We start from the raw sequence: 26,215 nt of genomic DNA, 5'->3' as shown, positions 1-26,215 counted from the left end.
ATACGTATTTTTGGTTAACCAATCTGGTTAACCAATTAATAATTATAAGTGCTACATAAAATTCATTAATTATGACAAGACTAGTAACATTATTTTGCTTTTTGTTTATTATCGGCGCTTGTGGGGAAAAGACCAATCTTAATACCAAAACCGTAGGCACTCCTGAAGAATTGGAAGAAGCCATAAAAAATGTACAAGCTGGTGATAACATTGTGATGGCCAATGGTATATGGAAGGATGTCCAAATTAAATTTATAGGTGAAGGCACAGAAGACAAGCCAATTACAATTAAAGCTGAAACACCTGGAAAAGTTTTTATTGAAGGGCTATCCGATTTAAAATTTGGAGGGAAGTACTTAGTGGTCGATGGTCTGCACTTTAGAAATGGTCATTCCCCGAGCGAAGCAGTATTGGAATTTAGGGTGGACGAAAATACAATAGGCAATCACTGCACCGTTACCAATTGCGTTATTGAGGATTTTAATAAAATGCATCGCGATGACACGGATCTTTGGGTTCAATTTTGGGGAAGACACAATACCCTGAGCAACAGTTATATTGCCGGAAAAACAAATCGTGGACCAACGATTAGGGTAGACTTGGAAGGCAATGAGAGCATAAATAATTACCATAAAATAATTAATAACCATTTTGGGCCAAGACCCCCTAAGGGAGGCGCCAGTGGCGAGACCATTCAAATTGGCAACAGTTTTTCTTCTATGTCCCCAAGTTATACAACGGTTGCCAATAACTTATTTGAAGAGTGCAACGGTGAAGTTGAAATTATTTCCAGCAAAACCAACTTCAATGAGTTCAGAAATAATGTCTTTTATAAAAGCGAAGGTTCTTTGGTAACAAGACATGGCAATTACTGCACTATTGACGGCAATTACTTCATTGGTGACGGCAAAAACGAAAACATTGGAGGTATCAGAATTATCAATACAGGGCATTGGGTGACCAACAATTACTTCTATAATATAAAAGGAAAGAATTTTAGAAGTGCCTTAGCCGTGATGAACGGAATACCAAAATCCCCCCAAAATAGATACAATCAGGTAACAGATGTAGTGGTCGCTTATAATACCTACATCAATTGCGATTCCCCCTGGCAATTCGGAGTTGGTCAAAATTTAAGTCAGGAAGATGTTCTGCCTTCCTCTGAGATTCGCTCTGCCAGACCCATAAGGACCATTATAGCAAACAATGTAATTTATAATGAAAAAGGTGATACGTCACCGATTGTGGAACACGATAAGGCCGATGGTGTTACCTTTAAAAGCAACGCCATCAATAATCAAGGTGTGAATTTTAAGGCTTATGATGGATTGGAGGCCGTTAGTTTTGAGGTTAAAGAAATTACAGAAAATATTGCTATCCCTTCTTCCAAAATTGCTATTGAACCTTACCACGGGTTCGAATTTGAAAAAATATCCAAAGATTTGGTCGACAATTCCAGAGCTAAAAACAACTCCATTGGAGCCTTCGCCTCTACGGATTTTAAAGACCCAAAAATTTTGGACCGGTCCAAATATGGCCCAAGCTGGTATTCAATTGAAACTGAAGCTCCTGTACCTACAACTGTAGCTGTAGCCAAAACAGAAAATCTACAATCAAAAATCAATGAAGCGGATAATGGGGATATTATTTTGCTGGCAGAAGGAAATTATGAAATCGATAAATCCTTGATAATCAATAAAAAGCTTACCATTCAATCTTTGGATAAGTCAAAAGTTGTCCTAAATTATTCAGGAGCAGAAAATTCACCACTATTCCAACTTCAACCTAAAGGATTTTTAAACCTAAAAAATGTAACCCTAAAAGGAAATAATTACCAATATGCATTCGCCAGTTTAAAAGAAAATATGTTTACACATTTTGGTTTAACGGTTGCCGATTGTGATATCAGTGATTTTAATTATGTCTTAAAGGTCTATAAGGAGTCCTTTGCAGAACGTATCACCTTTGAAAATACTTCAATATCAAATTGCGAAAATGGTTTGGAACTATCTGAAGAAACTAATGATCTAGGAGATTATAACACTGAATATCTAACAATAAACAATTGCAGGTTCAATAACGTAAAAAGCAATGTCATAGATTACTATCGCGGTGGTTATGACGAATCAACCATTGGTGGGAATCTGTTGGTCACCAACAGCACCTTTACCAATTGTGGCGCTCAAGAAAAAAACGGTATTCTGATCAACTCCCATGGCATTGTAAATATCGATATTTCCAAAAACACCTTTAAAAACAATCCGGTAAAACTGGTAGCCTTACTTTGGGGAGCGAAAAACAATACCCATTCGGACAATGAGATAAGCAATTCAGGGGAAATCCGTGTTGAAGAGAATTTAGAAATGAAATTACTGTACTAAACCAATCCCCCTGTCATTAAGCCACTTTGCAAGGATTACATCCAATGTTTCTAATTAAAAAGAAATAAACAAAATTAAAACCTATTAAAATGGCCGCCATAATTGTAAAATTATTTGTATCAGCTCTTATATTAGTATTAAATAGCTGTCTTAATACCGCTAAGAAGTCAAATAATGAAGACATAAAAGTAACAATTTATCCAAGCGATGTAATACCATTGCTTCTAATTTGATTAGCTCTTATAAGGTCTATTATTTAGCGGTCTTTTGGAATAAAGAACCTTAATCCCAAATTCTTTTTTTGGTTACCCCGTGTACAATCTGCGCTCAGAGCAAAATTCACATTTGCCGAATTAGCAATTTCACAGATAGAATATTATTAATTAAAGATAAAACAGATCGATTTAATGTTAAATATTTGGTGGTTCCACAAATTTACGTATTTTTGGTAAACCAATCTGGTAAACCAATTCTAACCAAATCACTTTCGCTATGTTTTTTTTTGGCTTTCATTATCGTAGAAGTGCAGGTAAAACCATCTGATAGAAGGTTTCTTTTAGATTGTTGAAGAAATTATCCTAGCCGTTAAAAAAATGACTTTTTACGGTTTTTATAGAAAACATAATCCTTATAATATGAACTTTAAAATATTCAATTCGGTTTCGGTACATTATTTATTCATGATGAGTACCATTTTGCTATTTGTTGGCTGTAAAGAAAACAAAAAACAAGAATCTACAGACATTTCTGAAAACGCAGCTATAGGTCGTAGTCCAAACGAAATCATACCATTTTTTCAACATTGGAATTTGATCCTAGGTGATGGCTCTAATGTAGGCCAAGCTATTGACTATGAGAACAAGAATTTCTTTTATACTGCAAGTGATGATCAAGGGGATTGGGTAGTATTCAAAACTCCAAATGCCGGAAATACCCATGGTACCTCGAACAATACAAGAACCGAATTGGCCCAATTAAAGAAGTGGACGCCAATGACAGATGCTACTATGAAAGCGACCCTAAAGGTAATGAACGTGTCAACTACCGGCGATGCCCGCGTTGCTTCAACATATTCAGTAGTAGTTGGTCAGATTCACAGTGCAGATGGGCATGAAAACGAACCACTTAAAATCTTCTATAAAAAATTTCCTGGGCATGAAAAAGGCTCTGTCTTTTGGCATTACGAAATAAATACTGCAGGTGATGATAATTCCAAAAGATGGGATTATTCCTATCCTATATGGGGCTATGACTTTTCTGTTGTCGGTACTGATGAAAACACCTATCCACCTGAACCAGTTGACGGAATTGCCTTAGGTGAAGAATTCACTTATGAAGTAGTTATTAAGGAAGGTATGATGTATCTAACATTCACGAGTGAAGGCCATGAAACCAAAAAATTCACTAAAAATCTTATTTCCTCTGAATATGCAAATCGTTCGGACATGCCAGAGCAAACCAAGAAATTATTTGTACCCATAGGGCAGGATGGCCTGGAGCGCAAAGAAGCGTATACCGGTGAGGGCCTATTTTTTAAATTGGGCACGTACAACCAAACCAACGGAAAAGACCCTAAAATCAATAAAGTCTGGTGTTCTGGTGCCGAAACCCATGGTGGTGATCTACAAAAACAATATGCAGATGGTAATTACGCTGAGGTATGGTTTAAATCAGCGGATATTACAATCAGCGATGATGCCATTTCAAATGCAGGTTATTTCGAAGCAAATGATGGCCTAAGTACTAAAACGGTCTATCCCAATGAGGTGATTCTATTTATGGATAAATTTAAAATATTGCTGGGTGACGGTAAGGAGGTGGAAGATATCACGCAGTTCGAACACAAAGATTTCTTCTTCACTGTAATAGACGGTACTAGGCGTTGGGTAGTCTACAAAACTCCCAATTCCGGTGTCACGTCAAAAAACTCCAGCAATACAAGAACCGAGCTACACGAAAAAAGAGAATGGCTCCCTGAAGAAGGTGGCAAACTAACAGGCACCTGCAAGGTAATGCAGGTCTCCATTTCTGGCGATGCCAGAGTTGCTGCCTCTTATTCAACTGTTGTGGGGCAAATTCACAGTGGTGAGGGACATGAAAATGAACCTCTTAAAATATTCTACAAGAAATTTCCTGGTCACACCAAGGGTTCCGTTTTTTGGAATTATGAAATCAATCCAGTAGGTGATGATAATTCAGGCCGGTGGGAACATTCCTATGCCGTATGGGGGAACGATATGTCCGTCATTGGGAAAGGTAAAAGCGACTTTCCTGCTGAACCTAAAAATGGCATTGAATTAGGTGAAGAATTTAGTTATGAAGTAAATGTTTATAAAGGAATCATGTATCTAACCTTCAAAAGTGAAAATCACGAAACCAAAACATTTACCAAAAATCTGATTTCATCAGAATATGTAAAAAAGTCGGACTTCCCAGAACAGATGAAGCAATTATTCGCCCCCATAGGGCAAGACGCCGTTGAACGTGCCACTGCCTATAGTGGAGAATTGAATTATTTTAAACAAGGCGCATATAACCAGACCAATGGAAAAAATCCAGAAGCCAACATGGTTTGGTTTTCAGGTGCGGAAACCTACGGAGGCGATATCGCCAAACAATACGAAAACGGGTGTTATACAGAAGTATGGTTTAGGGAAGCAACCGTAGGTCAGGGCACACCCCCAAAGTAAATCGATTTGATTCATATAAAAGAGTTGACCGTTATTAAAAAAAGAGTAAAGACTAATTAAAATCAAAAAACAATGAAACGATTTAGTGAAAAGTACATCACCACAAAAGAAATGGAATGGGAAGAGCTTGGAGGAGGAGTATCAAGACAGTTTTTGGGGTACGATAACCAAATCATGATGGTAAAAGTGAAGTTTGAAAAAGGAGCATTAGGTTCCCCACATAAACATTTTCATACCCAAGCTACCTATTGTGCTTCAGGCAAATTTGAATTTGAAATTAATGGAGAAAAGAAAATTGTAGAAGCAGGAGATGGAGTTTATATTGAACCTAATCTATTGCACAGTGCAGTTTGTTTGGAAGAAGGGATACTAATTGACACATTTAGTCCTGTAAGGGAAGATTTCTTAAGCGGTGGAGCGGTTTCTTATTTTGGAGATAAGAAGTCATAATTAAAATACTACCCTATTCGGGAAGACTTTATGTCAAAAACTACACATATGAATTTAAAAGGAAAAATAGCCATTGTTACTGGTGGCACTAGGGATATTGGAAAGGCCATTTCCATAAAATTGGCCAAGGAAGGCGCCAAAGTTGTAGTAAATTACTATAGTAACGAGGCAAATGCCAAAGAAACTCTTAACGCAATTAAATCGGCCGGTGGCGAAGCAATAATTGTCAAGGCGGATGTGACCAAGAAATCTGAAGTAGACAAACTTATAAAGGAAACCATTGGCAACTATGGAGAAACTATAGACGTCTTGGTAAACAACACCGGTGGCCTAGTGGCCAGGAAGACAATAGCCGAGATGGACGAAGCCTTTTTTGACAAGGTGATAAAATTAAATCTTAATTCTACCTTTCTTGTAACACAAGCAGTGCTGCCCCATATGAAATCTGGGGCCTCTATAGTAAATATAGCCTCCCAAGCCGGTCGGGACGGTGGGGGCGGAGGATCTATAGCCTATGCAACTTCAAAAGGAGCTATAATGACCTTTACACGAGGTCTGGCCAAGGAGGTAGGCCCAAAAAATATTAGGGTAAATGCCCTTTGTCCCGGAATGATCGCCACCACCTTTCACGATACATTCACTACAGATGAGGTACGGGAGAAAGTAGCGGGAATGACCCCACTACGTCGAGAAGGCTCGGCGGACGAAATTGCAAATGCAGTGGCTTGCCTGGCTTCATCCGAAACATCATTTATTACAGGTGCAAACATCGATATTAATGGCGGACTTGTCTTTTCATAAAACAGCTTTAATGCGAAATTGATAATTTATACACCCCTAAATTATCACCTCCAAAAATTTAACATACAAAATTTGCAATTAAATTTTTAATTAACAATTAAATAACATATATTTGGTAAACCAAACTGGTTAACCAATTTGGTTTACCAAAAGAAACTAAAAAATAAAGAACCATGTCAACAGAAAAATTCTCGAAAATAAACCATAGGATTTGACCAAAAAAAAAAAAAAGGACGGGCGCACACCCATCCTTTTGTAAAAAGATTACTTCATTCTGAAGGGAAGTAATACCAAAACATGCAAATATTACTATAAACATATTTACTGCAAAAATAAGCAATTTCATTAAATATTAGTGCAGCCAAGTGTTTAAGTAAGTTGAAGGATTAAATGTGAACAATATCACATTGTAGAAACCAATGGCATTTGAGCCATAAATAATCAATTGTTACTAACTTAATTAAATCACTAATGAAATTCAAAACTAATTTAATTCTAACAGTAGTATTGTTATTCAATATTGCACTGTTCGCCCAGGATGGACGTATGCTGTCCGGAACGGTAACGGATGCTGCCAAGGTCCCAGTACCTGGAGTGAATGTAATTATTGCCAATACTACTACCGGTACGGCAACAGACTTTGATGGAAATTACCAAATTATGGTAAAAAATGGGGACGTACTACAGTTTTCGTCCTTGGGATTTGTTACCCAATCCATAACCATTACAAATCAAGAGCAATTGAATATCACCCTCCAAGAAGACGCAAGCCAGCTAGATGAGGTTGTAGTAGTTGGTTATGGTACTGTAAAAAAATCACATCTTACCGGAGCCGTAGCCAAAGTAGGCGGAGATGAGGTTGCTGCAGTGCAAGTAGCCCGTGTGGATGATGCTCTGGCAGGTAAATTATCCGGGGTGAGGATTCAAAATCAAAGTGGAGAGCCCGGTGCGGATCCAAAAATCCAAATTAGGGCTGCTTCATCTGTTTCGGGTGACTCAGGTCCATTAATTGTAGTGGATGGGTATCCAATTTCAGGTAATCTGGCAACCGTTAACCCCAACGATATAGAAAGCCTGGAGGTTTTAAAGGATGCCGCTTCCGCTGCTATTTATGGATCTTTGGGTGCCAATGGTGTTATTTTGGTAACTACCAAAAAAGGAAAAGCAGGAAAAGTTAATTTTAATTACAATTCATATGCAAGTACTTCTAGCAAGTATGTTAAGGACATCGAAATGCTTAAGACTGCAGGGGAATGGGCCAGCGAGCTACAAACTAGTGCTTATGATCTTTCCGAAACCGACCCAGGTTTATTACAATACAGATTGGATGCATACGCCAATGCGCCCGATGTAGTAAGTGTAGAAGATTGGCTTTTCAAAAATGGTAGCACAACCAATCACGATTTCAGTGTAAGCGGAGGGTCTGAAAACATAAAAGCCTTTGCTTCACTTGGTTACTTGAAAACCGATGGTATTGTAAAAGGGCAAGGTTATGAAAGATATAACGGACGTATGAACCTAGATGCCAACTTGGGTGCCAAACTAAAGGCCGGATTGAGCATGAATGGTTATTATGGCAAACAAGATATTGTTCCTTGGGAAATGAGAGATCTTTTGAGAGCCTATAGCATTAGTCCTATTTACCATACACAAGCCTCCATAGATTTCGTTCAACAATTGGATCGTAATAGACAGGCATTATTTGATTCCGGTTTTACTGGAAATAATATTGGCAGATCATTTGACCAGGATTATAGAGGTATCGGTCTAGATCCTACTAGTATCTATGATCTGAAACCTGGTGATGTAGTTCACGATTGGCAATACGGTAGAAACCAAAACGGTATTGGTGGAACAGGAGATGCAGGTGTAGCCGCTAAGTTTGATAATTCACAAAGATGGAAAAAGACATATTTTGGGAATGTGAGCTCTTATTTACAATATGAAATCATAGATGGTCTGAATTTAAAAACCGTTTTCGGAGCGGATCTTGAAGATACCCAGACCTACGTGTATCACGGAATATTGACGGATGGCCAACAACGTTCCAATCAAACTGAATTGGATATCTCCAATTTAAAAAAATCTACCGTTTTAAGTACAACTACTTTGAGTTATGCAAAAGTACTTGCTGACAAGCATGACATCTCTGCCGTTGCAGGTATGGAATTTGTAAACACCTATTATAAGGGAATTACATCCAACGGATCCAACGTACCATATGGCCTTCCCTTAAATTATGATTTTTTCGACCCTGCAGATGTAATTACCAATGAGGTTGATGAGACGCAGTCAAGAAATGGTTTTTTTGGAAGAATTGCCTATGCGTTCGATGATCGTTATCTACTATCAGCTTCCATTAGAAGGGATGGCGATTCAAGATTTGGAGCCAATGAAAAATACGCAGTATTCCCAGCACTATCCTTGGGTTGGAATATTCACAATGAATCCTTTTTTGGAGATGCCGATGCGTTTAGCCTATTTAAACTTAGGTTTAGTACGGGGTCTTTAGGTACAGCTTCTTTCTTAGGTTCATACAACTCCTTAAGTATTTTAGGTACCTCGCCAACAGCTTTCGGAACAGGATTTCTAATTCCTGAAGATATAGCAAACCCAGACTTAACTTGGCAAACCAATAAAGAGACAAACTATGGTGTTGATTTAGGTTTTGTTAATAACCGACTTAGATTTAGTGTGGATTACTATACTTCCGATGTTAAGGATATGTTGATCAATCAAAGTGTTTCCGAAGTTCTTGGGACACCCGCTATAAAGCTTAATCGTGGTAATGTAACAAGTTCAGGATTGGAGTTTGAATTAAATGCAAAAATAGTTACCAGTCAAAACTTCTCTTGGGATGTCAATGCCAATTTATCAACGGTGGAATCAGAAATTACCAATCTAGGTGAATTGACCGAACTGCCTAGGCAGATTTACGGCGGACCAAGTGGTAGAGGTCCTGAATTTAGAAACTATGTAGGAGGTGAAATTGGAGAAATGTGGGGGTATGAAGTAACCGGTGAGGTTGAAACCATTCATATGTCAGATCCATCCAGAGGCATTGGATTTGGCAGTTCGGAATGGTATGTTGTTGACCAGAACGGAGATGGTGAAATTACCTACGAAGGTGATTACGTAAAATTAGGATCCGCTACGCCCGATTTTTATTGGGGACTTTCAAGTTCAATGAACTTCAAGGATTTTGATTTTTCGTTCCAATTGCAAGGATCTCAAGGAGCAGAACTTTACAATATTGACCCAATCTACTGGAAATCACAATTTGGAGGTAGATTAAAGTCCAGTTTTGATGCCAATAATGACGGTATTGCCGATGCCAGTGGCAAATTCTATCAGGAGACCAGAAATGCACATGGTTCAGGGATTCAAGATGCTTCTTATGCTGCATTGAGAAACATAACCCTAGGGTATACCCTTAATTCGGATTTAACGGACAAAATAGGCCTAAGTTCTATGAGAATATATCTTGCAGCTACCAATTTGTTGTACATAATGGCAGATGATTATACGTCCTATAACCCTGAAGGTGTAGAGATCGAAAATACAGGTTATGCGGGCCCAACCACCTACGGATACCAAGAAGGTGCGAGCCCTATCGTAAGAAGTTTTACTTTGGGTGTTAATGTAAATTTTTAATTAAGAAATCATGAAAAAAATGAAAACTATATATCTAGCAATAGTGTCCGTGTTGATCCTAACAGCATGTGATAACGATTTGGATCAAACACCACCCTTATTACTTGAATCCAGTGCTTTGGAGGAATTTGGACCCGTTTTGAACGCAGCGTATCACTATCAGACCGGTGGTTCAACCCCAATGGGTGTGATGGGCGACTTTAGGGCAGACAATATGTTGATGTTAGAAAGCCCGTATACGTCATTTGACACCTACAACGCAGATTTAGGAGGTTTAGATTTGGTTGAACAATTTTTTAGACCATTCTATAGCAATATGTACAAAGCCATCTTAAGTGCCAATAATGTTATTGATAATTCAACCGATGCCACTGAGATTGCTGAGGCCAAATTCCTAAGAGCTTTGTCCTACTTTAAATTGGTGATGGTTTTTGGAGATGTCACAGTGAATTTATCTCCTTCCCCCAGTCCATCGGATTTGTCCATTTTAACAAGACAACCGGCTGCCGACGTGTACAATAACGTAATCATACCTGACTTTCAGGCAGCAATAGCCGGTTTGGACAATTCTGGATTGTCAAGCGGACGTGCGTCCAAAATAGCGGCTCAAGCCTTTCTCGGAAAAGTATATCTATACAGAGGTAATTTCCCCGAAGCTGCAACAACGCTTGCTGCTGTTGTCAACGGTGCAGCCGCTGCAGGGATTAGTTTGGAAAGCGACTTTGCCAACGTTGTGGTAGATGGTAATTCAGAAATCATTTTCGCAACCCAATTATCAACTTCAGTTCCAAATGCCTATGGATCACAAACTACCTTTGTAGGATGGTTTAGCGGGGCCGATACAAAATCGCTTACGCCTCTAGATCCACGCTTAATTGCCGCTTTTGACGCCAGTAGTGCTGGTGGTGGAGGTACGGATTTAAGAAAGGCACTTACTATTGATACCGATAATATGAATGGTAGTAAGAAATATACCGGAGCTCTTGACCAGGACTTTATAGAAATGAGGTTATCCGATGTTATTCTAATGTACGCCGAAGCATTGAATGAAAATAGCGCTCCTGCAACAACTGTACTTCCATTACTGGATCCCATAAGAACCAGAGCGGGTTTAAATAGTTTAACCGGAACAATAAGTTCGCAAGCAGACGTTAGACAAGCAATTGCTGACGAAAGAAGAGTGGAATTGGCCCTTGAAGGACATAGATGGTTCGATTTGGTAAGAACGGGTACAGTAGATGCAGAAATGGGACAAACCATTAGTAGTAATTATCATGTGTTTCCAATACCAAACTCGGAAATTCTTGCTAGCGACGGAATTATTACCCAAAACGATGGTTATTAATTAAAAGTTCCGGTACAAGGGTAAAACATGCCCTATATACCAAAGGTCTAAATCTGAAAATTTGTAGTTAGGCAGTGCTTGTAGCAATTACTTCCAGAGCAACAAATTATCTTTAGACCAAGGACTAAAAAGTATTTGTCGGGTCGTGGTTTTATGAATTGGAAAAAGAACCTTCAAAAGTTCAAGGTATAAATCCATATCCATACTGGGGACCACACCCTAAAGGACTAGTAGTTTAGTTAGTTTTGTTTTTGAAATTTACTGGCTTGATGTCAGGCCAGTAATTTTTTTTAAAAAAGTAACTTTAATGCAAGAAGGCAGGAATTATAAGTGAGTTATATTTTTCTCAATTGCGTTTTATGCCTAAATTTGAAAAACCAATCTGGTTAACCAATTTAAGAAATAACAAGATTAGCATGAAAATAGAAATTCTCCCGAAAAACGAAAACGACGCAATTCAGAAAGAAATTATATCCAAGATCAGGGATTATATAAATTACAAGAACCTGGAACCAGGGGACAAATTACCTTCGGAAAGAAAGCTCTCCGAAAATTTTGGAGTGAGCAGAAGTAGTGTAAGGGAAGCCATTCAGACCTTGGAGTTCTATGGCCTGTTAAAGTCAAAGCCGCAGAGCGGTACGTTCGTAGCCGATATTGGTTCTGTGGCATTGAATGGTATGATCAGCGATATTTTAAGGTTAGAAAAGCCAGATTTCAAATCCTTGGTAGAGACAAGGATACTATTGGAGCTAAAAACCGTTAGATTGGCAGCTTTGAGAAGATCCAAGGAAGAATTAAAAGAAATAGAGGAGGCATTGGAGGCTTATGCCACAAAAGTAATGAGCGGGGAAGATGCGGTGCAGGAAGATCTTTTGTTCCATTTGGCCATAGCAAAAGCAAGTGGGAATAGTACCATAAATACATTCATGCTGACTATTACACCGGAGATCATTACCAACTTTACCAAATATCACGTTTGCGACAAGAATATAGCATTTATAGGAATTCAGGAGCACAGGGATATTTATGAAGCGATAAAGAAACAGGACCCCCAATTGGCAAAGGAAAAAATGAAAGTACATTTTAAAATGCTATATCAATATTGTTATAACATTAAAGATTAAGAAAAATTACCAAGGGATAAAATCGCACACTTTTATCGCTTTATAAAAAATAATCTGAAGGGAAATAATACTAGGATCAATACCATGGAATAGAGTGATATTTAAAATTACAATTTAAATACTCCCAAAATTTTCAGCTATAATTCCAGTATTATAATAGCACGGATATTTCGTCCGCTTACTTTCTATAGCCTATAAATGACTTAGCAACAACAATACAAACCAAAGCAAAATACTATGAAAATTAAAGGATTACGTTGGTTCATTATCGGTCTTATCTTTTTAGCAACTGTTATTAATTATATAGACAGAAGTGCTTTGTCCATTATGTGGGGCAATGAGAATGTTGAAGGCTCCATATCGCATTCTTTGGGCCTAACCAAAGATCACTATAGTTACATCCTAAACATATTTATGGTAGCTTATGCCCTAGGTCAATTATTCTCGGGCAAACTCTTCGATAAAGTCGGCACAAGGATTGGATACGTAATAAGCATTGGTATTTGGAGTTTATCCACCTTATTGCACTCCACCGTAAGGGGCTTTTTCTCTTTGGCATTTTTCAGAACTACCTTAGGATTATCAGAAGCAGGTAACTGGCCAGGTGCCGTTAAAAGTAATGCAGAATGGTTTCCAATAAAAGAACGGGCCATAGCCCAAGGGTTGTTTAATGCCGGTGCCTCCATTGGCTCCGTTATAGCACCACCACTAATAGCCCTTCTTTTTGTGGCCTATGGTTGGGAAGTTACGTTTATAATAGTAGGGGCCATAGGACTAATATGGATTATTCCTTGGCTGTTAATCAATAAAGCGGGACCAAAAAAGCATCCTTGGATAACAGAAGAAGAACAAAAATTTATTTCCGAAGGACAGAGTATAGCCGATCAAAATGCCACTGAAGACCAAAAGGGACTTAGCCTTAAAGAAATACTTTCTTATAAGGAATCTTGGGCCATCGTGGCAAGTAGGTTTTTTCTGGAACCAATCTGGTGGCTATTTGTAGGCTGGATGCCCATTTATTTATTTGACGTGTATGGCTTTAATGTAAAAGAAGTGGGAATGTTTGCCTGGGTTCCTTACGTAGGTGCAGCTATAGGAAGTATTGCAGGTGGATACGTTTCTGGAGTTATTATTGCGAAAACAAATTCAATAAATAAGGGTAGGAAAACTACCATTTTTATTGGTGGAGTCATTATGGTCTTAGGACTTATTGCCACTATATTGCTTGCTGATACTCCAGAAAAATTTGTGGCAATAGTATTTATTGTACTATTCGGATTTCAGTTTGCCATTGGAAACATCCAAACCCTACCAAGCGACTTCTTTAGTGGTAAATCTGTAGGTTCATTGGCTGGTCTAGGTGGTATGGTAGGCGTATTTTCCGTAATTATCATGAACTTTTTGGTTCCGGTAATTGCAAAGGTTTCCTATACACCCATTTTTGTGGCCATAGCCATTTTTGTTCCTCTTGGCGTAGGATCTATCTATTATTTCGCAAAGAATATAAAATCAGTAGAATAATTTAAAATTTAATAATATAAAAATTGGAATATGAGTAATTCAAATGGAAAAATTGCAGTAATAACAGGAGCTACAGGAGGCATCGGGTTTGAGGTAGCAAAAAGACTGGGTAAAGACGGATATACAGTAGTATTAAACGGAATAGATGATGAAGGGGGAGCTAAAAGAATAAAAGAGCTTACTGCGGAAGGTATTACGGCTGAATATTACGGATTTGATGTTACCAAAGAAGACGAGGTAACGGCAAACATTAATAAAATTGGCAAGAAATACGGAAAGATTGATGTCCTTGTCAACAATGCCGGTGGCCTTGGGGGAAGATCCAGGTTTGAAGAAATGACCACTGAGTTTTACAGATTTGTAATGGCATTAAACCTGGATTCAGTGTTTTTCGCATCAAGGGCTGCCATACCGTATCTAAAAAAAGGAGATCTTCCTACCATCATTAACTATACCTCCATTGCAGGTTGGAATGCTGGAGGACCTGGGGCAGGAATTTACGGAACATCCAAAGCGGGTGTCCATGCCATAACCAGAGCTTTGGCCAAAGATCTTGCCGAATATGGGATTAGGGTAAATGCAGTATCTCCGGGTACCATTGATACCCCTTTCCATACTGAAATTAAATCTACCAAACCAGAAGTATTCGCTTCCTGGAAAAACAATATCTTGTTAGGAAGATTGGGACAACCTGAAGAAGTAGCCTCTGTAATTTCGTTTTTAGCTGGTAAGGATGCCGCTTTCCTTACTGCCGAAACTATCCAAATAGGTGGTGGACAAGGTTTAGGAATTTAAGAAAATAGAAAACAATAAGTAAAAAAGTAATTAAATCCGGGAATTCATAGGCCAATAGGCTCTTCCCGGATTTATTTGTATTTACCAATTACTTACTCTGACATTGTCATTGGCAACGGCAGTGTAAATACCTATAAACTTTTGATCAAAGCCAACAGTCCAATACAATACTTGGAAGATTACCAAAACTGATAAAACTATATGGCACAATATACACGAATAGAAGTAGCTACTATAATGAAGGAGACCGGGATGGTACCTTTATTCTACCATTCAGACATAGCATTGGGAAAGCAGGTTTTACAGGCATGCTACGACGGCGGTGCAAGATTGATGGAATTTACGGCTAGGGGCGACTTCGCCTTCGAAGTATTTTCTGCACTTAACAAATTCGCCATCAAGGAACTTCCTGGTATGGTCCTCGGGGTAGGCTCCATTACAGACGCAGCCGCAGCATCTCTATATATGCAGATGGGAGCCAACTTTATAGTAACACCGTCGCTCAGGGAAGATATTGCCATCGCTTGTAATAGGAGAAAAGTTCTTTGGTCTCCAGGCTGTGGTTCCCTCACCGAAATTAACAATGCCGAGGAATTGGGTTGCGAAATCGTAAAATTGTTTCCAGGTTCTACTTATGGCCCTTCATTTGTAAAGGCCATTAAAGGCCCACAACCATGGACAAGCATTATGCCCACCGGAGGGGTCACTACTGAAGTTTCCAACCTAAAGGCATGGTTTGATGCCGGTGTAACTTGCGTAGGACTGGGTTCCCAACTTATCAGTAAAGAAATATTGAAAAATGAGGATTTCGTTGGACTTGAAAACACTGTTCGCGAAACTTTGGGGTCTATTATAAAGCTAAGAAACTAAATTGATGGAAAATCCGATCAAAAAGAATTCATTTCTAAAAAAGATATTGGCACTTATACTGGCCTTCGGCCCAGGTATTTTTGCCATTGGCTATACCATTGGTACGGGAAGTGTAACCTCCATGATCGTTGCGGGAAGCACATACGGCATGCAATTGTTATGGGTTTTGTTGCTGAGTTGTATATTCTCCGGAATCTTAATGTTTTCCTATGGCAATTACGCCCTGGTCACTGGGGAAACTGCCCTATTTGCCTTTAAAAACCATCTGAAATGGGGCAAGCTTATTGCCATTATGATAATCGTTGGCATTTCCTTTGGTCAATGGAATTCACTTATGGGTATCTTAGGGATTTCCGCCAATATTATCTTCGAGATTTTCCTTATCTATTTTCCCAATTTACAAGGCTATCAATATGAGGCAGTTTTAATAATTGCTATTGTGGTCATTATAGTTATGTATGGATTTCTCATGGTAGGAAAATATGCGTTCTTTGAAAAGATATTGGTGATTTTCGTTACCATTATGGGACTTTCCTTTTTTATATCACTTTTTATGGTCTACCCCTTGCCTATTGAGGTGGCTAAAGGCTTAAAACCGTCCATTCCCAAGGTGGAAGGTGGTAAAATGATGGTGGCCGCCTTTGTGGGTACCACCATGGCCGCTGCTACTTTTTTATCCCGACCATTATTTGTTAAGGGCAAAGGATGGAATATCAACAACCTTAAGCAACAAAAAAAGGATTCTATAATAGCCGCCTGTCTGGTCTTTGTTATTAGTGCATCGGTTATGGCCGTAGCCAGTGGTGCCCTGTTTCATCAAGGTGAACCGGTCACTAAAGTATTGGATATGGTAAATACCCTGGAACCGGTCGCGGGAAAATTCGCATTGACCCTATTCTTCTTCGGAACCTTAAGTGCAGGACTATCCTCTATATTTCCCTGTCTATTGATTGCCCCCATCCTATTGGCCGATTACCAATCCGGGGAATTGGACACCACTTCCAAACAATTTAAGATAATTACGGCCGTTGCATGTCTTTTTGCCCTAATTGTCCCTGTTTTTGGAGCCAATCCTATAGAAATGCAGATTTTATCCCAAGTATTTAATGTATTTGTTCTGCCTTTGGTAATACTGGGAATTATTTTACTGATCAATAACAAAAAGCTGATGGGCCAATACAAAGCCAATATCTTCCTAAATATAGGATTATATGCTGCTTTTCTTTTTTCTATTATAATCTCCTACAATGGAATTGTAGCTCTTTTGGACTTCTTTTAGAAATCCCGATTGGATGCTAAAGGTGTTTTACACGAGATTCATATTTTTGATAGAGTGCTTCATTATCCGCCTCATCTATGTTCTGACTTTGAAAAACAGAGACATCCACACCTCTGTCCAAATTAATTTTGATGGCTTCGGTCGAGATTATGTTGACAATGAGCATGCCCAATACCGAGGAAGCAGGACCAATGAGCAGTTCATTAATGGAGATAACCCCATCCCCCGAGGGAACACAATTATCAATGACCAAATCTGCAATCTGATACAATTTCTTTCCGCTCTGATGTCTGGAAGGATACCTTTTAGACTGTTCCAAGGAGGTGATCGCTATGGTAGTTAACCCTTCTTGCTTGGCCTTCATAGCCATCTCCAGCGGCAAGGCATTTCTTCCCGAATTTGAAACAACAATCAACACATCCCCGTTATTAAATTGATACTTATTCCAAAGTATTTCGGCAAGTCCGCTAATTTGTTCCATTTCAGCCGATCTTCTTGCCCCGCTGGCCATAAGCACCATATCGTCCATTATGGCATTTACGTTGGCCAAATTGGACGCCCTGCCAAACATTTCCATCCCTATCATTTGGGAGTGGCCCGTACCTATGGTATGAATTATGCCATCATTCTTAATTATGTCCGCTACAATTTTAGCGGCACTGACCAATTGAGCCTGCTGATCCGTGGACATTTTATTGATCAGTAATTGTATTCTTTCCAAATATTCAAACATAAAAACGGTAGCATTTAAGTTAAGGAAGAAAACCAACAATATTGATATCGGGATAACTTTCCCTAATACCAATACATATTTCCATAAACCAATATAAAGAATATAAACTTAGTCCAGCTAAAGTCTAAAAATATAAAGCCACAACACGTTAAGGAGCAATAATTTCCACCTTCGTCATTTAGTAAATAGCATTAAAACCTAAACCAAATACTGGACTCCTACAAGGGACATGCCCGAAGATCTGGGTATTATCCTGAAAACCCCGCCTTTTGTTGGGGTTCGTTCGACTATCGTATTTCAATGCAGCTGCGGCTCTTGAAATACGGGCCTCGCGAACAAAAAAAAAGCCTATCAAACGATAGGCTTTAGATCTTAGGAAATTAAAATAAGTATATATTAAATAACTTTAACGTTTACTGCGTTTAATCCTTTTTTTCCTTCTTTTAGTTCAAATTCAACTTCATCGCCTTCGCGAATTTCGTCGATTAAACCAGAGATGTGTACAAAATGTTCTTTGTTAGAACCTTCTTCTGTGATGAACCCAAATCCTTTGGCATCGTTGAAAAATTTTACTGTTCCTCTACTCATTACTAAAATTTAAATTAATTACTTATTGTGGACCAAATATAGTTCCAAAAGTTTGAACCACAATCATTTATAGCCAACAATTTTAACAAGTATCCAAAAAAAAACTCACTTACCCCTTTAAAAGCTTACTTTTCAAGGGTTTTGGAAATTATAAACTCTACCCTTCTATTCTGTGCCCTACCCTCTTCTTCCTCATTATTACCTAGGGGTTGCGCTGCTCCAAAACCATTGTAGGTTATTCTTTGCGCGGCTAAGCCCAATTGTATCAATTTGTTAGCCACTACCTTTGCACGTTTAACAGAAAGCTCCTTATTGTAGGCAGGGGTCCCCAAGTTGTCCGTATATCCGTTGATGACAATGTTCAAAGTACTATCTGATTGTAAATAATTGTAGACACGTTTTATTTCAAGGGCACCATTTTCCGCTAATTTAAATTCATCGAAATTAAAATGTACATTCTCAAAAATATGGGTCTCGTCCAAGGCATAGGTCTGCACTCCTTCCCCAACATAGACCATATCCAGAAAATAATAGGCCCCATTCACATTTCTTTCCTTTACCAATTTTTGTCGCCTAGTAGAAGCATTGTTTTTAAAGTTTCCAATAGTAATAAACTGCTCTCCACCCTGGGCAAGAAAGGTAGCTGAAATCTTGGTCCATGCTTTTTCATCATTAATGAATTCGTCACCTACAATTTCAATATAGGTAAAACTATTCCCTTCAATTTTGGAAAGCTGCCATTTGGTGAGTCCCTTTTTTATTTTAATCCCAATAGGTTTTGTAGACAATAGCACATCAAAATCGCGAACAACATGATCCGAATTCTCGGCCAAACTAATGTAAAAAGACAGTGTATAGGTAATTCCTTTCTTCAATGGTTCCTTTAATTCTCCTTGAATATATTCCCTATAATCTTCCGGGGCGTACATATAAAACCCCAAATAACCTTCCCCAAATTTTGCCGTTTGCTCTCCCATAAAATTAACGGGCACCCCCATGCTAAGACTACAGGAATTAAAATAATCCGTGGTTCCCTGAGTGGGTACGGACCAATGTTTAATATCTTCCCCAAAGTTTCCTAAATGATCCGGGCATTCCAAAAAAGCTTCAAAACTCGGATTTTCCACTAGGTTTTGGGACATGACGCTACCGAGGCACAAAACGGATAAAAATCCTATCCAATTTCTACAACCAACAGTGAACTGCCCCATAATAAATAAATTGCATAAAACTTATTGGCAAAAGGAATCCCTTGCAGACAAAAAGTTTAGGTACATATTCCCAAAAATAAAAAAACATCCCCATATTCAGGGATGTTTGTAAAGCCTAAAGACCATTTACATTGTCTTATCTATAAAATTTATAAGATTTATTTCTTTTTTCCTTTCAATGAAAATGAACCTTCCGAAGAATTGGCTTTGCCATTTATAACATCGTCCTTTACTTGCAAGGAAACTTGTACTTTTCCTCCTTCAATATTAACCGAAAAGTTTACCATATCATCATTTACCTTTACCTCCGAAGCCGTGAGGGTATTATTATTGACCTTTACCAGCACCTTATACCCATTTTTTTCCTTGGTAATAATCAATACTCCGGCACTGTATTCATAAGGAACGTCCGCCACAGTATATTCCCATGTACCAATAGGGGATTTATACACCTCATCTACCAGTACGGTTATGGTATCGGAACAATAACTACCATGGTCTGGGGTTACAGCCAAAAGCGACAAACTACAGGAAACAAAAAAAAGAGAAGCGTAAAACAATTTTCCAAAATTTTTCATTCGTATAAAGTTTTATAATTAATATTTAACTAGACAACAAAAGAAGCCTATACCGGAACAAAAAGGAATTTTTTTTCCTATTCTGTGACCAAATGTACCGTGAGGGTGACGAATGGGGCATTATTTAAAGATATCTTTTTTCCAAATATTAACTAGTTTTAAATAGTTAGGAATTGCTTTGAAAAAAATCTTATATACTAGGCAGCTATATCACCCGTACTCAGGTAAAACTGGAACAACTGATACCAATACTGTCCAATACCCGAATAACGAGGAAGTCCTTCTGGAAATAAAAATACCTTACTGCCTTTTTGCCTTCCAAGATAGAAGGCTAAAGGCAGAAGGTACATTTACGGCGACCATAAAATACCACGGGGTTTTTGGCAGAGTATGTCCCACCGCTAATTCCAAATATTACTTTTTTATCTACAGATCAAACTTGTACGTGGCACCGGCCAAGACCTGGAAACCCTGTACTTGATAATTGTTCCAACGCATATAATTCTGGTTGGCTATATTATTGGCCTTTGCAAAAACCGACAATTGCTCATTTATGCGGTAGCCAATATGCGCATTTGCATCAAAATAGCTATCCAAGGTAACCGGAGTCATTGCAAAATCTTCCGGCAAAGTTCCCGGGGAGGCTATAGTGTAAAGATCGTCTCGTTCACCCACATAAAATAGGTTGGCACCCATGAACCACTTCTCCCCTATTTGATAATCCATAAACATGGAGGCCGTTAGACCTGGCAAATTCCAGGCAGGATTATCGGTTTCCGTATCGTAATCATACACTTGGGCATTAATCCCAAGGCTAAAATTACGGTTTATATCTACATTTAGCTCACCAAAAACTCCTAAAGTCTTTACATCATCATAAAACACCTGGAAGCTATTTCCATAGAAATACCCTTTTTCATCTGTCCTGGAGGTATTTTCAGGGTTTAGCAAAAATAGTGGTTTTCTATTTTCCGCCATATAGGAGCCCTTAAGATTGTAGCTAAGATTGGGCAATAATTGTCCTTTTAGGCCTATGTAGGCATCATATTGTTGGTCTGTAGGTTGCATTTCCAAGGTAGGGGAAACATATGGGTTCTCTTCTACAAATCCATAGAAGGAGTTTTGCTTTAACTCGCCTTCTACCCCACCGTAGGCAATGGCCACCTCATCCAACAAACGATAGGATGCCGTGATTGTAGGATAAATATAGAAGTTGCCCTCACTGTTTTCCAGATCCATACCATACACTAAATTCACCCCCAGATTAAGTGAAAGATCGTCCCCTAAAATATTAATATTGGGATTTATGCCCACTTGCAAAAGCGAATAATCTATTCCGGGAATATTGGAATCATTGGCCACCTGGCCATTTTTAAACTTACCGCCCAGATAGTCTACCTTGGCCTTAAGCGTTAACAACTCATCCCCCAAAGGAAATTCGAAGGCAGGCTTTAGCACTGCCCTATTTTCACCAGATTTGGTAGAATCCCAAAACCGTCTATAGAACAAATTGGCACTTTTAAAAAAGGAATCCTCCACTTCCACAAATCCTCCTGCAAATGCATTAAAATAGTTCTGTTTTTCATCTATGCCGTTCACTAGTTCCTCTGTGTAATAGCCATTGGGAATTCCGTACCAATTATATAATTGATGCTGTGCCCCTATATTGGCTCCCCAACTTATGTCCCTATCCTTTTTGGTATAACTGGCGTCCAGTTTGGTATTATAAAATATGTTATCCAAAGCGGTTCCGTCTATTTCCCCTCTAGAGGAATGGTGGTTTAGACTCAAATCCAATCTTTCATCCCTGTTAAGGGCGCTGCTGGTATAGAAATCTGCCAGGGCGTTATTATAGTTGCCCAGCCCTATGGATGCATAGGAGTTATATATTTTTTCCGGCGGCAGCTTTTTCACCCCGGAAGCCTTACCCTTGGAAGGGGTAAAAGTAGAAGCAACGGGAACGGAAAATATACTGTATTTGATGGGCTTTTTTTGTAAAACTATGGAATCGTTCAAAGTAGGTACCGACTTCACCTTAAACGCATCCGAAATGGTAGGTGAATAGGCTTTTACCACGGTCACCGTTTCCGTACCTAAATCTTTTTTATCGTCCTGTGCCAATCCGATCTGTAGAAAACCTAGAATAGCAAATATGGATATTTTAATGTGCTTGTGCATATTGTGTTCTTTTTGCAAGGAAATTTTAATTTCCCTCTGGATTAATAGAGGAATTACTTTGAGCTTCTTTTGCCTTAATAATAGACGACTCCTGCTTGGCTTGGGCCACTATTTCCGGATAATCCCCGAAATTGGCGATAACACTATCCAAAATATAGGTTGCTTGGAAAGCATCTCCCAAGGCATAGAAGTTCTTGGCCATAATGATCAGCCCCTTAGCGCTCCATTCCTTATACCCCGCATAATCCTTGGCCAATTTTTGAACCGAAGTGTTGGAAGCTTCGTAATTTTGAGACTTGTTTTTAAAATAAGCGTCGTAATAAAGTGCTTCTGCCGCCAATTCCCCGGTTGCAATTTTTAGCACCTCCCCATAGGCCTTTTCCGCCCTGTTCTCATCATTGGTCTTAATGGCCGATCTAGCGATCATTATTTGTGCATCACTTTTTATACGGTTATCTATGTTGGAATTGGATAACACTTTAGTGGCATACTGAATGGTCTTGGCGTAGTCCGACCGCTCATAATAACCCTTCATTAAATTGGACTGGGCAAAGGTAATATTCTGCTGAATTTCCGCCTTGGCTTCCAATTCTTCCAAAAAGGGAATGGCCGTAACATAATCGTTTTTACTTACATAGATCTCGCATACCCTTGTAAGTGCCTGTTCGGCATATTCATTGGTCCCTTTACCGGCCACGTTCTTAAAATAGGGCAGCGCTTTGTCCTTCTGTCCTTTGCCAAAATACAATTGGGCCAAATTAAAATTGGCCTTTAAGGCATTCAATCCGTTTGGAAATTGTTTAATATAGGCTTCATATCCCCTAATGGCTGCATCCTGATTACCTTCAATATATTGTTTGTCCGCAGATTCAAAAGTAGCGTTGTCCAGTTCCGTATCCGTAACCTCTACAAAATCCAGGCCTTTTACCCATTGGGCATATTCATTCACCCTACCCAGATCTACATAAATAAGCTTGGCCGTAGTTACCGCCTGAAGCGCTTCCTGAGTATTTGGGTGGTCCCTTACCACCGTTTTAAATTTGGCCAAAGCCTGTTCGTTACGATTGGCATTGTAGTGCACCAATCCCTGGCGAAGCATGGCCTGTGGCACCAATGAGCTGCCCTTGTAGTCCATGGTGAGCTGATCGTACAACTGCAACCCTCTTTCGGTATTATTGGCCCTGACATAGGAATTGGCCAATTCAAACAAGGCATCATCCTTAAGTGTTGAATTGGGATATCTGGACACAAAATTGGAAAGCTCCTCTATTTTGGTTGCACTCCTATCCACAAACCCATAGCTCAGTGCCTTTTGGTAGGCAGCATAATCGCTAGAAGGACTATTTCTGGCAATTGCCTTGTTATAGGTCTCTATGGCCGGCCAATATTTGCTGCTTACAAAATAACTATCCCCTAAACGTAGATAGGCATCGTTTAGTTTTTCGCTATCGCCGTTATTGGTCTCCACATATCCGGAAAACGCCGTTATGGCATTGTTATAATTTCTCAATTTGAAATAGGTATACGCCAGATTGTAATTCAAGTCCTTAAATTCAGGGGTTGCTCTGGCACTCGGATTTGATTTGAATTGAAGATATCCGGTCAGGGCATCATCAAAACGGTTCATATTGTAATCCGATTCCGCCTTCCAATAGCTGGATCTTGCCTTAAAGTATTGGTCTTCGGCATTGTCCAAGGATTTCTTAAACACGCCCGATGCTTCCTCGTAATTCCCTTCCAAGAACAATTCCACTCCCCGGTAAAATGCTACTTTTTGATAGGTAGTCTTACTGGCAAAGTTTTTGTTTTTCTCCAAAAGCTCCATAGCACCCGCAAAGTTTTTGGAAGTGATATAAGAATCCACCAAAAGTTCCTGCATCTCCGATTTATTGGGGTCATTGGGGTATTTCTCCAAATAATTGGTCAATACCTTAGGAACTGGCTCGTAGGCATTCCCTATTTCATAACTTAGTCGGGCATAATTTAAATAGGCATCCTTTTGAATTTCCGGATTAAAATCCATCTGGGAAGCATTTCTAAACGCATTCAATGCCTCTTGTTTTTTGTCGAGTTTTAGATAGCATTCCGCCAAATGATAATAGGCATTCTGGGAAACATCGTTGTTGCCGTCAATTATTTTATTGAATTGCTGTATTCCATTGGCATAATCCCCCTGCATGTAATAGGAATAGCCCAATAGATAATAATCGGTATTGCTCCACTTACCTCTTTTCCCTTTGTACTCGGTTAAATAAGGAATGGCATTGGCGTATTGTTTTAGGTTGAAATAACTCTCCCCAATAATTTTATTGAGCTCCGATACTTCATTTCTATCAGATTTTGGCAATTGTTTTTTCGCCAAGGCGATAGCTTCTTCAAACTTGCCCAATTTAAAGTTCATATCCGCCTGATAATAGGACAGCTTTTCCTCTAACAATTCTTGGTCGGTTATCTGATCGAAACGCTGATTGGCCTGGGCATAATCGTCCTGCTGATACGCAATATATCCCAAGTAATACTTGGCCTGGGAACCATAGGTTGGAGAAGTGGTCACCTGGTTCAGGTACCGTTCGGCCTCTTTTGGTTTGTTAGAGGAGAACAAGGCGTAGCCGTTGTTAAAATTGAAGCGTTCCTTATCTTTTCTGGACATGGAACTTTGATCTACCTTGGCATACCATTTTAAGGCATAAGGATATTTTCCGGTTGCGAAATAATAATCGGCAACATCGAGATAGGCCGAATTACGTTTGGTAGAAGTTGGGTACTTTTCAACAAAATCTTCCATTAACCTGTCGGCCCCCAACTGATTTAGGCGAATTGCCGCAGTAGCGGCGTAATAAGCACTGTTGGCCTGGGTCTCTTCATCCCTGGTATTGTTTTTTACTCTTTCAAAGATAGTCTGAGCTGCCTGATACTGTTTATTGTTATACAAGGCCAAAGCTTCCTGGTAGTCCTTTTGGTCAAAAGTATAGATTTCGGATTCTTGGGCGTTTACGTAAAATAAAGACCCAACAAAACACAGTATTACAGCGGTTTTTTTTCTTAGCATAGTGTTCTCTAGAAGTTAAGAATTACCGTAATTAAATTATATAACGATAAATATTGTCCCTAAGTATATGATAAAGAAAAAGATTTTTAAAGAAGATTTGATTTAATTCCAAAGGAACTTATTACTTTTATATCAACATTAAAAACTATGGGCGAAAGCATATTGCGATTGAAGGATGTAGCCGTATTTCAAGGGGAAAATTTAGTATTGAACGATATTAGCCTTGAGATTAAAAAAGGGGAATTCGTATATCTTATCGGAAAGACAGGCAGTGGAAAGAGTAGCTTTATGAAAACTTTATATGGCGACCTGCCCTTAAAACAAGGAAGTGGCCATATTGTAGATTTCGATCTTACCACCTTGAAGGAAAAGGAAATTCCATATTTGAGAAGAAAATTGGGAGTGGTTTTTCAAGATTTTAAATTATTGCCAGATCGCAACGTCAACAACAACCTTCTTTTTGTGCTAAAGGCTACCGGCTGGAAAGACCCTAGTGAGATGAACGCCAAGATTGAAGATGTTTTGGACAAGGTGGGAATGAAAACTAAAGGTTTTAAATTTCCCCATGAACTTTCCGGAGGGGAACAGCAACGTATTGCTATAGCCCGTGCCCTTCTCAACGACCCGGATCTAATCCTGGCAGACGAACCTACCGGGAATCTCGACCCCCAGACCAGTGTGGAGGTAATGAAGGTGCTACAGGATATAAACAAAACAGGAAGGACCATTCTTATGGCCACCCATGACTATGCCCTTATACTAAAATACCCTTCCAAAACCTTAAAGTGCGATGGCAACAAAGTGTTTGAGGTAATACAGCGGGCCGTATAGGTCCCCAGGAGCAATAAAAGGCTAAACCTCAGGGCAGGCCCTGAACCCAATAACAGGAATCGACCCAAGGGTCGAGGAATGGAACCTAGATCCCACCGAAAAAGGCGGGATAAGTTCAACTTGTAATTTTAAGTACG

18 protein-coding genes are annotated in these 26,215 nt (G+C 39.1%); 12 read left to right on the top strand and 6 right to left on the bottom strand.

Annotation, left to right across the window (positions count from 1 at the left end; translation table 11 throughout):
• The first annotated feature begins 71 nt into the window (after positions 1-71).
• From B9Y87_RS02090 to B9Y87_RS02035, 11 genes are all read left to right on the top strand, one after another.
• Entirely contained in the window at positions 72-2,381 is a 2,310-nt protein-coding gene (locus B9Y87_RS02090; protein ID WP_085495708.1) for a chondroitinase-B domain-containing protein, read from the top strand.
• 635 nt (positions 2,382-3,016) lie between these two features.
• Complete coding sequence (locus B9Y87_RS22345; RefSeq protein ID WP_085496617.1) at positions 3,017-5,071, top strand: polysaccharide lyase family 7 protein; 2,055 nt, start codon at positions 3,017-3,019, stop codon at positions 5,069-5,071.
• A gap of 72 nt (positions 5,072-5,143) precedes the next feature.
• Positions 5,144-5,521, top strand: coding sequence for a cupin domain-containing protein (locus B9Y87_RS02080; RefSeq protein WP_085495706.1), 378 nt, complete (start codon positions 5,144-5,146; stop codon positions 5,519-5,521).
• Between the two features lie 48 nt (positions 5,522-5,569).
• Positions 5,570-6,322, top strand: coding sequence for an SDR family NAD(P)-dependent oxidoreductase (locus tag B9Y87_RS02075; RefSeq protein ID WP_085495703.1), 753 nt, complete (start codon positions 5,570-5,572; stop codon positions 6,320-6,322).
• Between the two features lie 471 nt (positions 6,323-6,793).
• The gene (locus B9Y87_RS02065; protein WP_085495699.1) at positions 6,794-9,976 is read left to right on the top strand and encodes a SusC/RagA family TonB-linked outer membrane protein; all 3,183 of its coding nucleotides are present in this window, start codon (positions 6,794-6,796) and stop codon (positions 9,974-9,976) included.
• A gap of 10 nt (positions 9,977-9,986) precedes the next feature.
• Positions 9,987-11,321: a RagB/SusD family nutrient uptake outer membrane protein gene (locus tag B9Y87_RS02060; protein ID WP_217807477.1), complete on the top strand. Its 1,335-nt coding sequence runs from the start codon at positions 9,987-9,989 to the stop codon at positions 11,319-11,321.
• Between the two features lie 416 nt (positions 11,322-11,737).
• On the top strand, positions 11,738-12,445 hold the full coding sequence (locus B9Y87_RS02055) for a FadR/GntR family transcriptional regulator (RefSeq protein WP_085496612.1): 708 nt from the start codon (positions 11,738-11,740) through the stop codon (positions 12,443-12,445).
• 237 nt (positions 12,446-12,682) lie between these two features.
• Entirely contained in the window at positions 12,683-13,966 is a 1,284-nt protein-coding gene (locus B9Y87_RS02050; RefSeq protein WP_085495696.1) for an MFS transporter, read from the top strand.
• A gap of 30 nt (positions 13,967-13,996) precedes the next feature.
• Positions 13,997-14,761: an SDR family NAD(P)-dependent oxidoreductase gene (locus B9Y87_RS02045; protein ID WP_072862117.1), complete on the top strand. Its 765-nt coding sequence runs from the start codon at positions 13,997-13,999 to the stop codon at positions 14,759-14,761.
• 201 nt (positions 14,762-14,962) lie between these two features.
• A complete protein-coding gene (locus tag B9Y87_RS02040) occupies positions 14,963-15,631 on the top strand; it encodes a bifunctional 4-hydroxy-2-oxoglutarate aldolase/2-dehydro-3-deoxy-phosphogluconate aldolase (RefSeq protein ID WP_085495694.1) in 669 nt (222 codons plus the stop codon).
• A 4-nt stretch (positions 15,632-15,635) separates the two neighbouring features.
• Positions 15,636-16,910, top strand: coding sequence for an Nramp family divalent metal transporter (locus B9Y87_RS02035; protein WP_085495692.1), 1,275 nt, complete (start codon positions 15,636-15,638; stop codon positions 16,908-16,910).
• Between the two features lie 16 nt (positions 16,911-16,926).
• Here B9Y87_RS02035 and B9Y87_RS02030 read toward each other — a convergent pair whose 3' ends face one another.
• The 6 genes from B9Y87_RS02030 to B9Y87_RS02005 form a co-directional block, all read right to left on the bottom strand.
• Positions 16,927-17,643 carry a sugar isomerase domain-containing protein gene (locus B9Y87_RS02030; RefSeq protein WP_085496610.1) on the bottom strand — a complete coding sequence of 239 codons (717 nt, stop codon included), beginning with the start codon at positions 17,641-17,643 and terminating at the stop codon, positions 16,927-16,929.
• Positions 17,644-18,039: 396 nt separating this feature from the next.
• Positions 18,040-18,231, bottom strand: a complete 192-nt coding sequence (locus tag B9Y87_RS02025) for a cold-shock protein (protein ID WP_031442744.1) — start codon at positions 18,229-18,231, stop codon at positions 18,040-18,042.
• A 125-nt stretch (positions 18,232-18,356) separates the two neighbouring features.
• Positions 18,357-19,442, bottom strand: a complete 1,086-nt coding sequence (locus tag B9Y87_RS02020; RefSeq protein ID WP_085495690.1) for an OmpA family protein — start codon at positions 19,440-19,442, stop codon at positions 18,357-18,359.
• 158 nt (positions 19,443-19,600) lie between these two features.
• Positions 19,601-20,020 (bottom strand): hypothetical protein, encoded by a 420-nt coding sequence (locus B9Y87_RS02015; protein WP_085495688.1) that lies wholly within the window; start codon positions 20,018-20,020, stop codon positions 19,601-19,603.
• Positions 20,021-20,446: 426 nt separating this feature from the next.
• Positions 20,447-22,198: a TonB-dependent receptor domain-containing protein gene (locus B9Y87_RS02010; RefSeq protein ID WP_085495687.1), complete on the bottom strand. Its 1,752-nt coding sequence runs from the start codon at positions 22,196-22,198 to the stop codon at positions 20,447-20,449.
• A 25-nt stretch (positions 22,199-22,223) separates the two neighbouring features.
• Positions 22,224-25,247 carry a tetratricopeptide repeat protein gene (locus tag B9Y87_RS02005; RefSeq protein WP_085495685.1) on the bottom strand — a complete coding sequence of 1,008 codons (3,024 nt, stop codon included), beginning with the start codon at positions 25,245-25,247 and terminating at the stop codon, positions 22,224-22,226.
• Positions 25,248-25,394: 147 nt separating this feature from the next.
• Here B9Y87_RS02005 and B9Y87_RS02000 point away from each other — a divergent pair, with 147 nt between their 5' ends.
• Positions 25,395-26,078, top strand: coding sequence for a cell division ATP-binding protein FtsE (locus B9Y87_RS02000; RefSeq protein ID WP_072862103.1), 684 nt, complete (start codon positions 25,395-25,397; stop codon positions 26,076-26,078).
• The last annotated feature ends 137 nt before the right edge of the window (positions 26,079-26,215 follow it).

Source organism: Arenibacter troitsensis, from assembly GCF_900177645.1.
Lineage (GTDB): Bacteria > Bacteroidota > Bacteroidia > Flavobacteriales > Flavobacteriaceae > Arenibacter > Arenibacter troitsensis.
The sequence above is the reverse complement of the archived record's forward strand: the minus strand, read 5'-3'. Positions and strand labels throughout refer to the sequence as shown.

What these genes read in the sequence shown, in the direction of transcription:
- B9Y87_RS02090 (WP_085495708.1), top strand. Translation starts at nt 72, where the DNA reads ATGACAAGACTAGTAACATTATTTTGCTTTTTGTTTATTATCGGCGCT.
- B9Y87_RS22345 (WP_085496617.1), top strand. Translation starts at nt 3,017, where the DNA reads ATGAACTTTAAAATATTCAATTCGGTTTCGGTACATTATTTATTCATG.
- B9Y87_RS02080 (WP_085495706.1), top strand. Translation starts at nt 5,144, where the DNA reads ATGAAACGATTTAGTGAAAAGTACATCACCACAAAAGAAATGGAATGG.
- B9Y87_RS02075 (WP_085495703.1), top strand. Translation starts at nt 5,570, where the DNA reads ATGAATTTAAAAGGAAAAATAGCCATTGTTACTGGTGGCACTAGGGAT.
- B9Y87_RS02065 (WP_085495699.1), top strand. Translation starts at nt 6,794, where the DNA reads ATGAAATTCAAAACTAATTTAATTCTAACAGTAGTATTGTTATTCAAT.
- B9Y87_RS02060 (WP_217807477.1), top strand. Translation starts at nt 9,987, where the DNA reads ATGAAAAAAATGAAAACTATATATCTAGCAATAGTGTCCGTGTTGATC.
- B9Y87_RS02055 (WP_085496612.1), top strand. Translation starts at nt 11,738, where the DNA reads ATGAAAATAGAAATTCTCCCGAAAAACGAAAACGACGCAATTCAGAAA.
- B9Y87_RS02050 (WP_085495696.1), top strand. Translation starts at nt 12,683, where the DNA reads ATGAAAATTAAAGGATTACGTTGGTTCATTATCGGTCTTATCTTTTTA.
- B9Y87_RS02045 (WP_072862117.1), top strand. Translation starts at nt 13,997, where the DNA reads ATGAGTAATTCAAATGGAAAAATTGCAGTAATAACAGGAGCTACAGGA.
- B9Y87_RS02040 (WP_085495694.1), top strand. Translation starts at nt 14,963, where the DNA reads ATGGCACAATATACACGAATAGAAGTAGCTACTATAATGAAGGAGACC.
- B9Y87_RS02035 (WP_085495692.1), top strand. Translation starts at nt 15,636, where the DNA reads ATGGAAAATCCGATCAAAAAGAATTCATTTCTAAAAAAGATATTGGCA.
- B9Y87_RS02030 (WP_085496610.1), bottom strand. Translation starts at nt 17,643, where the DNA reads ATGTTTGAATATTTGGAAAGAATACAATTACTGATCAATAAAATGTCC.
- B9Y87_RS02025 (WP_031442744.1), bottom strand. Translation starts at nt 18,231, where the DNA reads ATGAGTAGAGGAACAGTAAAATTTTTCAACGATGCCAAAGGATTTGGG.
- B9Y87_RS02020 (WP_085495690.1), bottom strand. Translation starts at nt 19,442, where the DNA reads ATGGGGCAGTTCACTGTTGGTTGTAGAAATTGGATAGGATTTTTATCC.
- B9Y87_RS02015 (WP_085495688.1), bottom strand. Translation starts at nt 20,020, where the DNA reads ATGAAAAATTTTGGAAAATTGTTTTACGCTTCTCTTTTTTTTGTTTCC.
- B9Y87_RS02010 (WP_085495687.1), bottom strand. Translation starts at nt 22,198, where the DNA reads ATGCACAAGCACATTAAAATATCCATATTTGCTATTCTAGGTTTTCTA.
- B9Y87_RS02005 (WP_085495685.1), bottom strand. Translation starts at nt 25,247, where the DNA reads ATGCTAAGAAAAAAAACCGCTGTAATACTGTGTTTTGTTGGGTCTTTA.
- B9Y87_RS02000 (WP_072862103.1), top strand. Translation starts at nt 25,395, where the DNA reads ATGGGCGAAAGCATATTGCGATTGAAGGATGTAGCCGTATTTCAAGGG.